Genomic DNA, 12,314 nt, shown 5'->3' with positions numbered 1-12,314 from the left:
AGTTCACAAAAAACAACAAAAAGTAGGGTAACTTAGACCAAGTTTTGACTCAATTTATTCAATCTCAGCTATTTTTTGTTATCTGAGACGTTTTCTCATAGTCTAAACTCCAGTAAATAAATTATTTAGTAAATATGAGGTGCGTTACGCTGTCGCTAACACACCCTACAAATTATCTATTACTGCTCCTGGTTCATCTCTAAGATAAGCTAAAAAGGCAGAAGCATCTAACACAGATTTATTCACTTAAATACTCCTGTCTGCGTTCTTGAATAAGTTCATCTACTAAATTTCTATCAGGTGATTTATCTTTTAATAAACCTCTTAATTTTTTAACTTGGTTTTTGAGACTAACTAATTGTAATGTACCATTATCTTCCAGAGTTAAAATTAATCGGCTCTTCGTTACTTGGTATGGTTCGATAGGGGGGCATAAATCGACTAAATCCTTATCTGGCAAGGAATTTAATTGATTAGTTCGCTCTAGATCGAAAATAATTGACAAAAATCGCTAAATGCCTTTCTATATAGGGGTTCCATCCCTTATAACCCCCGTCCATTGCATAACACAAACCGAAGAGCCAATTAATCTATCTCCAGATTCTAAATTAAGAATTTGTTGAATTTCTTGCGGTAAAGTTAAACGTCCTTCTGGTTCAATATCCAGTATGTATTGTTGAGGAATTGATAAGTTAGCAACTGTCATAACTTTATATTTCCTTATTTTCTAGCTATTTCTAGTTTAACAAAATTCTAAAAGTTAATCCTGTGGGGTGCGTTAATGAAATGTAACGCAAACAGTAAGTTTTGGAAAGACTCAAGCTCTAATTACAGTAATTCTATATTGATTTTCCGTCACCACCACCTCAGTGGATAATCTTTCTTCCATTGGTAAGGCATTTTTCCGTCTATCAAAGATAAATAACCAACCAAAATCTAACCCCAAACGTCCTAAATAAGATTCTAATTGTTCAATTCCATCAGCTTGGGGATCGCGTTTTTTATCCCGCCACACCTTCAATTCAATCCCTAAAATTACCTCTTTATACTGCAAACATAAATCCATTCTATCACTACCAATGGCATATTCCCTTTCTAAAACTCCCCCACCATTAACCACACGATGTAAAAAAGCCATTAATACAATATGTGGGGCGATTTCATGATAACCAGTGCTACCTAATAAAGGTTCTCCATGTTGTCGCCAAAATTTGAGAAATGCTGTTAATAAAGCATCTATATTTAATTCACCCTCTGGGGTTAACCAAGTGGGTGCAATCATGGGTAAAGATGCCATCGGTGTGACTGTTAACACCCTGGGTAACACTTCTCGATAAATGGGATTAGCAATCGTTAATCCTCCATAAGGGTGCATTTTACATAATCCTAAATCTATGACAAATTGAATATCATCATTAGGTATATTCCCTAATTCTAAACCTGCTAACATTGGTTCAATAATTGCTTTTATTCTTGGTTCTCTTAACCTTTCCGCTAAACTATCTAAATGAGTATCTTGACGTGCAATTAATATTTCTTTAGCTGTTAAAATGTGTTCTCTGGTAATAGCAATATTTCTATCTTTTACCATTTTTTCTACAATTTCTTTAGCTAAAGCATTGACTAACCAAGGTTGTCCTTGAGTTAAATCAAACGCTGTTTCTATTGCTTCTGGTGTGAAAATTTGTCCAGTTGCTGCTGTATGTTGTTGATATAATTCTCCCACTTCTGCAAGATTAAAATTTCGCATAGTCAGAGAAGCAACTTTTATATTAAAAGGACTGGATGTATTTAATCTATCACTACCACCAGATGCTACTTTATAATCTCTCACATCTCGTAAACCAATTAATCCTACTGACGAGGGAAAATTTTCAGGACGGTTAGGAAAACCATCTCTTAACTGTCGTAAAACTGATATTAATGTTTGGTCTTGTAAAGAGTCAATTTCATCTATAAATAATACTATGGGACGATTGATAGCTTTTGCCCAATCTGATAAAAAAGCCTTGATTCTGCTTCCTGCTTCTTCCTGTTGCCATTCTTTTACAGGTGGTTGCAATTCTTTAGGTAAACGAATATTTATTGTATTATACCATGCCCCTAAAATTGCCAATTCTGCGGCACTAGGATCATGATTAAATGCACTTCCTACTTCCACTGATACCATGACTGCGGCATAATTTCCTGTAGCAGTAAGTTGTTTTGCTAGGGATAACATAGCGGTGGTTTTCCCCGTTTGTCGTGGTGCGTGTAGGACAAAATAACTACGTTGTTGAATTAGCTCCTCTAAATCTGGTAATCTGACTGTGGGAGAGAGCATATAGTGGATATCGTTGGAACAGGGACCGGCAATATTAAACCAGCGAGTCATAGCATTTTATTATTTAGTGGACATTTTAATTTTAGATGATTTTGGTGTGGTTTGTGATGGCAGCAAGGAAGAGGTGATGATCGGCAATACCTTGTTATGCTTGATTATGATCAATTATTGCTATATAAGGCAATAATGCGCTGATTTTACGTTTGCTAATGGGTAGTGATACTAAATCTGGTTATTAAAAGTGGCATTTAATATACAAGACTTTGATTGTTGATAGCTTACTGGTATAATGTGGGAGCGCATTGATATGGTTAACTTCCAGTACCATCGTTACCGAAACCCCGATCGCACTGTGGTGACAGGAGATCAATTGATGATCAAAATTGAAAAATTAAGCTAATTGTTAAAAATTATGACCGCTGAAATTATTTGTGTAGGAACGGAATTATTATTAGGGGATATAGTTAACACTAATGCCCAATATTTAGCCCTAGAATTGGCAAAATTAGGCATTCCCCATTATTATCAAACGGTGGTGGGGGATAATGTGGAAAGACTGAAAAAAGCGATCGCTATTGCCCGAGAACGTTCCTCAATTTTAATTTTTACCGGGGGACTGGGACCGACTCCCGACGATTTAACCACAGAAACAATCGCCGATTTTTTCCAAACGCCCCTCAGGGAAGATCAGGAGATTTTAGCAGAAATCGAGGCTAAATTTACGAGTTTAGGGCGAGAAATGCCTCCTAGTAACAGTAAACAGGCTTTAATACCCGTGGGAGCCGATTTTTTGCCAAATCCGACGGGAACCGCCCCCGGCATGATCTGGCAACCACAGACTAACGTGACTATTCTTACTTTCCCCGGAGTACCCTCAGAAATGAAGAGAATGTGGGTAGAAACGGCGATTCCTTACCTAGAAAGTCAAGGATGGGGCAAAGAGAGGATTTATAGTCGTTACCTCAAATTTCGCGGTATCGGTGAGTCAGCTTTAGCGGAAAAAGTTGTCCATTTATTTGATCTGACTAATCCCACCGTTGCCCCCTATGCTAGTTTAGGCGAAGTGCGTTTGCGAATTGCGACGAAAGCCCCTTCTTTAGAGGCTGCTTTGCAGGTAATTGAACCAGTAGCGACGGAAATTAAGGAAATCGCCGGATTAGATTATTTTGGGGCCGATGATGATACTTTACCCTCGGTAGCGGGGGAACTGTTGCGGCGACAAAAACAAACTTTGAGTGTGGCAGAATCCTGTACTGGAGGAGGATTAGGGGAAATTATCACCCAAATCGCCGGCAGTTCCGATTATTTTTGGGGTGGGGTTATTTCCTACGATAATCGGGTAAAAGTTGCCCTCTTAGACGTAAATGAGCGGGATTTAAATAATGTCGGGGCTGTCAGTGCCATTGTTGCCCAACAGATGGCCTTAGGAGTGCAAAAACGCCTCGCTACCGATTGGGGGATCAGTATCACGGGTATTGCCGGACCAGGAGGAGGCAGTGAGACAAAACCCGTGGGCCTAGTTTATATCGGTTTAGCCAGTCCTGAGGGAAATGTTACCGTATCAGAGCATCGTTTCGGAGAAAATCGAGATCGCTTGACAATTCGCCAGATTAGTGCCTATACCGCCCTTGATCGCCTACGACGGGATTTATTAACAATATCTTAAAACAGAATTGCCAAGAATATATACTCAGACTAAAAAGTTATGTTAAGCTTAATATAAGTACAAGATATAGATTCCCCCGCTCGTCAGATTGAACAGCCAAACGATGAAAATTAGTTAAAATTCTCTAGAATCAAGCTGTTGCGGGGATCAATCGACGAAAACTCATAGCTAGTATCTCAAAGGAGCCATTTGGTCAATGGACTATTTAGATGAAGTGATAGAAAAATTGAGAGAATGGGCGCGCAAACTGATCGACAGTGTTTTTGGTCCGGAACCCGAACCCGAACCCGAACTAATCCCGATCCCCGTGCGCGATCACAGTCGATAAAGCCACCAGTAAAACAGAATATTGCGATAATATCAGTGCAAACTTACTATGAGTCTGCACTTGATTTTTAGGTGAAGCCAAGTCTAGCTTAATTTGGTGACGATTTGATTATTTAGTAACAATTCTTGACTGAGTAAATCTTCCACATTAATCCGCAGAAAACACTGATCATCAATCCAGAACTGCACTTTAATGCGATCTTTACCAGGGAAACCTAAAGGAGCGAGTTTAGCGATTGATCGGGCCCCCTCGCGATCATTTAAGGGTTGGACGCTAGTTTCTCCATTAGCGAGGGAACGAGTGATTAATTTATCGCCATCAAAATAGACCTCGATCGCCCCCCTTTCTGTGCCCAATTCGCCGATAATTAATTCAATGCTAGGTTGATTGTCCACGGAAGCACCTAGGACTAATTCCACGGGTTTTTCCATGGGATAGGGTTGTCCAGAGTTAATAATTGGATGCCAAGCGTGGGCATTTTTGCGACGATTCCAGTAACGAATGCCGTAGCTATGATAGAGAAAATCTTTGACTTGATAACCCTGGGCTAATTGTAACGCTCCCAAAGCGATCGCTTCAAAGGGTCGATCCTCTTTAATTTTACTACTATCAAAATACTGTCGCACCCAATCTTTTACCGCTGGAATTTGTACGGTTCCCCCAACTAATAACACCCCATCGATATCGCTAACTTCAACCCCATTGCGTCTTCCCTGTTGCAAAACTCCCGTCATTAAATCATCTAATTGATTTAAAAAGTTTTGTTGTTGGAGAATATCGGTCAATTGTTCTCGATCTAAGCTTAACTCGTAACTCTCGAAATTTTCCTGATCAAAATATACCTCCTCGGCGGTCAATTGGGAAGAAAGTTTAATTTTTAATCTTTCTGCTAGACGAGTAGTCAAGGAAGTTTTTACTAAAGATTGCTTTTGGGCAAAATAATCGACAATCCAATCATCGATATCTGACCCCCCTAAATTTGTCCCCGCCTTGGCTAAAACCCTCGCTAGTTTAGTTTTTTGAGCGGAATTATTGCCTAAAAGTTTTTCTCCCCACTTGAGAATAAAACCTTGATTTTTTTGAGGATTATCTAAATCTAATTGTACCAAAGAAAGATCGAGGGTGCCACCGCCAAAATCCACCACTAAAATCACCTGATCACCCGTGGTTCCATAACCCAAAGCGGCGGCCGTGGGTTCATCAATTAGTCGAATTTGTTCGATTTCCCATCCCTGACAAACATTACTTAACCAATTGCGGTAACTTTCAAAACTATCGACGGGGACGGTTAAAACTAGAGATTGGGGGGTTTCCGGGGTGGTGTTTTTTAAGTTGTCGATGATGCTATCAAGAAACCATTGGCCAACCCCCTCGAAACTGAGGACAGTTTCCTCTAATTCCGGTAAAAATCCTTGAATTTTTGCCCCGATACCTCGTTTAAAGCGACGAAAAAAACGCGGATCTCGATCGATATCTAAACCCCGATCGCGCACTGCTTGACCGGCAATTACTTGCAGAGGATTGGCTGATTTAATATAGAGTAAACTGGGAATTAGGGGGGGATTGTCGGCTATTTGTTGGGATAACTCCGATAATTTCACGGTTTCGGCCCTATTTGTCGCCCCATTCCAACGAGTAATGACGGTATTACTGGTTCCGAAATCAATAGCGTAGAACACGATCGATAGTTTTTAGGTAAATTTAGTTAATTATTGGCTATTGTAACCTGTTATTTAGTGAAACCGCCCGATTGAGGTGGAAGTTTCCCTAAAAAATCGGGAATTTGTTCAGCGCAAGCTAAAGAATTCTGTGCAGAAACTTGACCAATAATCTTTAATAGTATAAGTTCCACCTGATCAAAGGACTATGTTAGCAGTTACCACCTCACCCGAAACCCTCTCCTTAGAAATTCCTAGCGCGATCGCTCTCTCTATCACCCTTGAACAGTTTGAAGCCCTTGCTGCGGTCAACCGGGACTTAAAATTAGAACGTACAGTCCAAGGAGAATTAATCGTGAATCCCCCGACAGGTGGTGAATCAGGACAGCGAAATTTTCGCATAACAGGACAATTGTTTCGCTGGTGCGAAGAAAATGAAGCTTTAGGGGTCGGGTTTGACTCTTCCACTGGATTTATACTACCAAATGGGGCGATTCGTTCTCCTGATCTATCTTGGGTGAGTCGAGAACGCTGGGAATCTTTAACTCCTAAGCAGAAAAAGGGATTTATTCCCCTCTGTCCCGATTTTGTGGTGGAATTGCGCTCTGAATCCGATAGTCTTGACAAATTACAAAAAAAACTGCTTGAGTATAGGGAAAATGGCGCAAGGTTAGGCTGGTTAATCGATCCCCAGAATCGGCAAGTTGAAATTTATCGTCAAGGAAAGGAGGTAGAAATATTAGAAAATCCCACTGATTTATCGGGTGAAGATGTTTTACCCAATTTTAGCTTAAATTTAAAGCTCTGATGTTTTCAGGAGTAATCCTGCGATATTAGACTTCTGGCAGAAGTCAGGCAAGAGGCAACAGGCAAGAGGCAACAGTGGTAAGAATCGCCGATTGCTCTATTATATTTTTGGGTCATCATCAAATGAGCATCGAAAAGTCTTTAGTCTCCTCAAGTAAAAGTCTTTATCAAGAAGATTTCTACCGATGGTTACAAGAAACCGCTAACTTACTCAAAGAACATCGTTTTGAAAAATTAGACCTAGAAAATTTGATCGAAGAAATTGAAACGATGGGAAGGAGTGAAAAACGAGAACTAGAAAGTCTCTTAACCATCATTGCCGAACATTTGCTTAAATTGACTTACTGGCTAACTGAAAAGGAAGCAAATGCCCAAGGATGGCGCAGCACAGTTGTTGAACAACGCCGACAAGTTCAACGCTTATTAAAAGAGAGTCCAAGTCTGAGAAGATTGATTCCTGAAATCTGGATAGATTGTTACCAAGCAGCCAGAGAAGATACTGTCAGAAAGTATCAACTCTCTGCTGATTTATTCCCAATTGAATCACCCTTTGCCCTTGCAGAAATCCTTGATTCTGACTATCTTCCTTAAAAATGAAGTTTGGTATTTTATCGATGAAGACAATGCCCAACAAAGTAAAGCGTTAAACGGCAATCACTACCTCTGATTTACCAAATCAAAGTAAGATTTAAACTAAATTCTGACAGAATACTTTCCCCCGATAAACTCTCTGGATTAGTTAAAATTTCTACTGCCTGTCCTTGACGATAAATTTCTACTTCTCTAGTTTTTCTATTGATTAACCAACCTAAACGAGTCCCATTATCTAAATATTCCTGCATTTTTTTCCTAGTAGTTTCTAGGCTATCACTAGGAGACATTAATTCAATGACAAAATCGGGAGATAGAGGTAAAAATCTTTCCTTTTGTTGTGGGGTTAAAGCTTGCCATTTTTCTAAAGGTATCCAAGCAGCATCGGGAGAGCGATCGGCCCCATTCGGTAGTTTAAACCCCGTGGAGGAATCAAAAACTACACCTAATTTATGTAGGTTATTCCATAACCATAATTGGGCAGTGATTCCAGCGTTAGAATTACCAGTTTCTCCTCCGGTTGGTGGCATAATAATTAAATCTCCTTTCGCGTTGCGTTCCAAACGTAAATCTCGGTTATCCTGACACAGTTGAAAAAATTGTTCATCGCTGAGTTGCCAAGATTCAAATTTAATTTCTACTACTGTCATCATAGATTCTCTTTTATATTTATAGGATTATAGAATTACCAAATATTATCAAGTTCTAAGACAAATTGAGATAAAATATTTTCCCCCGATAAACTCTCTGGATTAGTTAAAATTTCTACTGCCTGTCCTTGACGATAAATTTCTACTTCTCTCGTTTTTCTATTGATTAACCAACCTAAACGAGTCCCGTTATCCAAATATTCCTGCATTTTTTTCCTAGCGGTTTCTAGGCTATCACTAGGAGACATTAATTCAATGACAAAATCGGGAGATAGAGGTAAAAATCTTTCCTTTTGTTGCGGGGTTAAAGCTTGCCATTTTTCTAAAGGTATCCAAGCAGCATCGGGAGAGCGATCGGCCCCATTAGGTAGTTTAAATCCTGTGGAGGAATCAAAAGCGATACCCGTACCATTGTTATCTGACCAATTAAATAATTGTTGGGTGATTCTACCGTTACTATTGCCCGTTTTTCCTCCAGTCGGTGGCATAATAATTAAATCTCCTTTTGCGCTGCGTTCCAAACGTAAATCTCGGTTATCCTGACAAAGTTGAAAGAATTGTTCATCGCTGAGTTGCCAAGATTCAAATTTAATTTCTACTACTGTCATCATAGATTCTCTTTTCTAGGATTATAGAATTACCAAATATTATCAAGTTCTAAGACAAATTGAGATAAAATATTTTCCCCCGATAAACTCTCTGGATTAGTTAAAATTTCTACTGCCTGTCCTTGACGATAAATTTCTACTTCTCTAGTTTTTCTGTTGATTAACCAACCTAAACGAGTTCCATTATCTAAATATTCCTGCATTTTTTTCCTAGTAGTTTCTAGGCTATCACTAGGAGACATTAATTCAATGACAAAATCGGGAGATAGAGGTAAAAATCTTTCCTTTTGTTGTGGGGTTAAAGCTTGCCATTTTTCTAAAGGTATCCAAGCAGCATCGGGAGAGCGATCGGCCCCATTCGGTAATTTAAATCCTCCAGAAGAATCAAAAACTACACCTAATTTATTTAGGTTATTCCATAACCATAATTGGGCAGTGATTCCAGCGTTAGAATTGCTGGTTTCTCCTCCAGTCGGTGGCATAATAATTAAATCTCCTTTGGCGCTGCGTTCCAAACGTAAATCTCGGTTATCCTGACAAAGTTGAAAGAATTGTTCATCGTTGAGTTGCCAAGATTCAAATTTAACTTCTACTGTCATTATTATCCCCAACCTACTCTCGTCTAAAATTCATGGTAACGCCCTAGGGCAAGAGATGTTCCTGGATGAAATTAGTGTAAACATCTCCGGCTAAAAAAGCTGGAGTTTCCAGTATTTTACGATGGAAATCAATAGTTGTCGGTACTCCCGTGATCGCACATTCCCGCAGGGCGCGTTTCATGCGTTTAATCGCAGTTTCGCGATTTTCTCCCCAGACAATTAATTTCCCAATTAGGGAATCGTAATAGGGGGGGATTTCGTAATCGGTGTAAACGTGGGAATCCATGCGGACACCGGGACCGCCGGGGGGCAGATAACCGCTAATTTTGCCGGGGTGAGGGCGAAAATTGTGATCGGGATCCTCGGCATTAATGCGACACTCGATCGAATGCCCTCTAAATATCACCTGATCTTGCTTAATTTGCAGTTTTTCGCCCTGTGCCACCCGAATTTGTTCTCGGATCAGGTCTATCCCCGTGATCATCTCCGTGACGGGGTGTTCCACCTGAATACGGGTGTTCATTTCCATGAAGTAAAAATTGCCGTGTTTATCGACTAAAAATTCCACGGTTCCCACCCCGACGTAATTAATCGATTTAGCGGCTTTAACGGCGGCATTACCCATTTTTGAGCGTAAATGGGGCGTTAAGAAGGGGCTAGGTGCCTCTTCTAGCAGTTTTTGGTGTCGTCGCTGAATCGAACAGTCTCTTTCTCCTAAATGGATCACGTTACCGTGACTATCGGCCAAAATCTGAAACTCGATATGTCGGGGACATTCGATAAATTTTTCTAGATATACTCCCGAATTGCCAAAAGCCGCTTCTGCTTCCCCTTGGGCGGCTTTTAACATATCACCTAGTTCATCTGCACTCTTGACAAAACGCATCCCACGCCCTCCACCGCCAGCAGTGGCTTTAATCAGGACAGGATAACCGATGTCATCAGCGATACGCTTTGCTTCCGCTTCCGAGGTAATTAAACCACCACTGCCGGGGATAGTGGCAACTCCCGCTTTTTGCATGGTTTTTTTAGCGGTGGATTTATCGCCCATAGCCAGAATAGCACTGGGAGACGGACCGATAAAAGTTAACTGATGATCGGCACAAATTTCGGCAAAGCGGGCGTTTTCTGCCAAAAAACCGTAACCAGGATGGATGGCCGTGGCGTTGCGTGTTAGGGCAGCCGAGATGATATTAGGGATGTTTAAGTAACTTTTGCTGCTCGGAGGCGGACCAATACAAACACTCTCATCGGCCAGTTGAACATGAAGGGCATGGCGATCGATGGTAGAGTGGACGGCAACGGTTCTAATGCCCAATTCTTCGCAACTATGAAGGATTCTTAAGGCGATTTCCCCGCGATTGGCGATTAATATCTTGGCAAACTGCATTGGACGACCACGAGATCAGGCTGGTGTGATAGGCGACTATTTAGTAGAATATCTGGTTTTGTTACCTTGGAGAAATCGGGAAGCGGGGAAGTGGGGTGTGACCCCCCCAACCCCCCCGACATCGGGGGGGCAGGGGGGTGTGGGGTGTGGGGAGAATAAATAAAATAATCTCCTATCTCCTGACTCCTATCTCCTGACTCCTATCTCCTGACTCCTATCTCCTGACTCCTATCTCCTGACTCCTATCTCCTGACTCCTGACGACCGACGACCGACGACCGACGACCGACGACCGACGACCGACGACCGACGACCGACGACCGACGACTAAAATAACTGACTCGGTCTTCCTCCCCGGTCAAGATTGAAAGCGATAAGCTAGAGTGTGAGAAGTGAAAACCTTTTCATCTCGTTTCGCCCCTAGAGGATAATAGCTCGATGTTGCGAATTATCACAGAGCCATGGTCAGCCAGAACGGAACTGAGACGAATTCGGGAACGGTTCGACGATCCGGAAATTCGGGAAAAAGAATCGCTTGTCCGAGAGATTGTCGATCAGGTGCGACTTACTGGCGATCGCTCGTTGGTAGATTACACAGAAAAATTCTATCAACAGTCCCTTAATCTACAACAACTGAAGGTGAGTGGCTCGGAACTCGATGCTGCTTATCAACAGGTGTCGCAGGATTTATTAAATGCGATCGCTGTTGCCTGTGCAAAAATGGAGGCTTTTCATCGTCAGCGTCTTCCCAAAGCTTGGGTGCAGTTTCCTGAGGATGGTACGGTTCGAGGGAAACGTTATCAACCGATTAACAGTGTGGGAATTGTCGTTCCCGATGGTAAACGAGCCTATCTCAGTTTATTGCTCCAACAGGCGATTCCTGCCAAAATAGCGGGGGTTAAACGGATTGTCATGGTATCTCCCGCCGATGAGGATTTACGCATCCATCCAGCGATTTTAGTGGCAGCCCAATCGGTGGGTATTAGTGAAATTTATCGGGTGGCTGGACCACAGGCGATCGCCGCTTTAGCCTACGGGACAAAAACGATCGCTCCTGTGGAGATGATTGCCGGAATAGGTGATTTTTATACTAATTTGGCTAAAAAACTGGTTTCTGACCATGTAAAAATCGATTATCTCTCTATTACTTCTGATTTAGTTATTATTGCCGATAATCAAGCTAATCCCAGACAGTTGGCCCTAGATTTATTAGCGCAAGCGGAACAGTATTCCCTAGCGGCGGCGATTTTATTGACGACGGATAAGGCTTTGGCTTTAATAGTACAAGAAGAAGTACAAAAACAGTTACAGGTACATCCCCAGAGATTGTTAACGGAAAAAGCGATCGCTCATTATGGTTTAATCGTGGTGGTGGAGTCATTGGAAAAAGCGATCGAATTATCGAATCTTTTTGCTCCTACCCATTTATCCTTAATGATCGATGAGCCTTGGGAAAAGCTATCTTCTGTGAGACAATCGGGAACTATTCTCCTCGGTTCCACTACTCCAAAAGCGGTGGCTGATTATTTGGGTTGTCCCGTGGGAGTGGAAACTTTTCTCGATTCCGCCACTTTGATCGAATATCCTGCCGATTCTTTCGCTCCCATAGCCCATAATCTGCAAATATTAGCGCAAGCGGAGGGATTTACGGCAACGGACGGGGCTATAGAATCCCGAGGTCAGGACAAGAGCTAG

Annotated in this window: 13 protein-coding genes; 5 read left to right on the top strand and 8 right to left on the bottom strand. The window is 41.5% G+C overall.

Annotation, left to right across the window (positions count from 1 at the left end):
• Positions 1 to 238: 238 nt before the first annotated feature.
• The 3 genes from H6F92_RS25870 to H6F92_RS08605 form a co-directional block, all read right to left on the bottom strand.
• Positions 239 to 505, bottom strand: a complete 267-nt coding sequence (locus H6F92_RS25870; RefSeq protein ID WP_242030062.1) for a hypothetical protein — start codon at positions 503 to 505, stop codon at positions 239 to 241.
• Positions 506 to 523: 18 nt separating this feature from the next.
• A complete protein-coding gene (locus tag H6F92_RS08610) occupies positions 524 to 706 on the bottom strand; it encodes a hypothetical protein (protein WP_242030061.1) in 183 nt (60 codons plus the stop codon).
• Positions 707 to 817: 111 nt separating this feature from the next.
• Positions 818 to 2,374 carry an AAA-like domain-containing protein gene (locus H6F92_RS08605; protein ID WP_190357535.1) on the bottom strand — a complete coding sequence of 519 codons (1,557 nt, stop codon included), beginning with the start codon at positions 2,372 to 2,374 and terminating at the stop codon, positions 818 to 820.
• Between the two features lie 361 nt (positions 2,375 to 2,735).
• On the opposite strand from H6F92_RS08605, the gene H6F92_RS08600 reads away from it, so the two are divergent.
• A complete protein-coding gene (locus H6F92_RS08600) occupies positions 2,736 to 3,989 on the top strand; it encodes a competence/damage-inducible protein A (protein ID WP_190357534.1) in 1,254 nt (417 codons plus the stop codon).
• A gap of 196 nt (positions 3,990 to 4,185) precedes the next feature.
• Positions 4,186 to 4,317 carry a hypothetical protein gene (locus tag H6F92_RS26540; RefSeq protein ID WP_002768233.1) on the top strand — a complete coding sequence of 44 codons (132 nt, stop codon included), beginning with the start codon at positions 4,186 to 4,188 and terminating at the stop codon, positions 4,315 to 4,317.
• Positions 4,318 to 4,400: 83 nt separating this feature from the next.
• Here the strand turns inward: H6F92_RS26540 and H6F92_RS08595 are convergent, their stop codons facing one another.
• Entirely contained in the window at positions 4,401 to 5,996 is a 1,596-nt protein-coding gene (locus H6F92_RS08595) for an Hsp70 family protein (protein ID WP_190357533.1), read from the bottom strand.
• A gap of 187 nt (positions 5,997 to 6,183) precedes the next feature.
• On the opposite strand from H6F92_RS08595, the gene H6F92_RS08590 reads away from it, so the two are divergent.
• Positions 6,184 to 6,783, top strand: a complete 600-nt coding sequence (locus H6F92_RS08590) for a Uma2 family endonuclease (RefSeq protein ID WP_185241582.1) — start codon at positions 6,184 to 6,186, stop codon at positions 6,781 to 6,783.
• 122 nt (positions 6,784 to 6,905) lie between these two features.
• Entirely contained in the window at positions 6,906 to 7,373 is a 468-nt protein-coding gene (locus H6F92_RS08585) for a DUF29 domain-containing protein (RefSeq protein WP_190357532.1), read from the top strand.
• A gap of 77 nt (positions 7,374 to 7,450) precedes the next feature.
• On the opposite strand, the gene H6F92_RS08580 is transcribed toward H6F92_RS08585, so the two are convergent.
• The 4 genes from H6F92_RS08580 to accC are packed head-to-tail and all read right to left on the bottom strand — an operon-like array spanning position 7,451 to position 10,620.
• The gene (locus tag H6F92_RS08580) at positions 7,451 to 8,026 is read right to left on the bottom strand and encodes a Uma2 family endonuclease (protein WP_190357531.1); all 576 of its coding nucleotides are present in this window, start codon (positions 8,024 to 8,026) and stop codon (positions 7,451 to 7,453) included.
• A gap of 32 nt (positions 8,027 to 8,058) precedes the next feature.
• Entirely contained in the window at positions 8,059 to 8,634 is a 576-nt protein-coding gene (locus H6F92_RS08575) for a Uma2 family endonuclease (RefSeq protein WP_190357530.1), read from the bottom strand.
• 26 nt (positions 8,635 to 8,660) lie between these two features.
• A complete protein-coding gene (locus tag H6F92_RS08570; RefSeq protein WP_190357529.1) occupies positions 8,661 to 9,230 on the bottom strand; it encodes a Uma2 family endonuclease in 570 nt (189 codons plus the stop codon).
• Positions 9,231 to 9,273: 43 nt separating this feature from the next.
• Entirely contained in the window at positions 9,274 to 10,620 is a 1,347-nt protein-coding gene (gene accC / locus H6F92_RS08565; RefSeq protein ID WP_190357528.1) for an acetyl-CoA carboxylase biotin carboxylase subunit, read from the bottom strand.
• A gap of 437 nt (positions 10,621 to 11,057) precedes the next feature.
• Here accC and hisD point away from each other — a divergent pair, with 437 nt between their 5' ends.
• Positions 11,058 to 12,314, top strand: a complete 1,257-nt coding sequence (gene hisD, locus H6F92_RS08560) for a histidinol dehydrogenase (RefSeq protein ID WP_190357527.1) — start codon at positions 11,058 to 11,060, stop codon at positions 12,312 to 12,314.

It is taken from the genome of Microcystis wesenbergii FACHB-1317 (assembly GCF_014696875.1).
GTDB classification, from domain to species: Bacteria; Cyanobacteriota; Cyanobacteriia; order Cyanobacteriales; family Microcystaceae; genus Microcystis; species Microcystis wesenbergii_A.
This window is presented reverse-complemented; position numbering and strand designations above follow the sequence as displayed.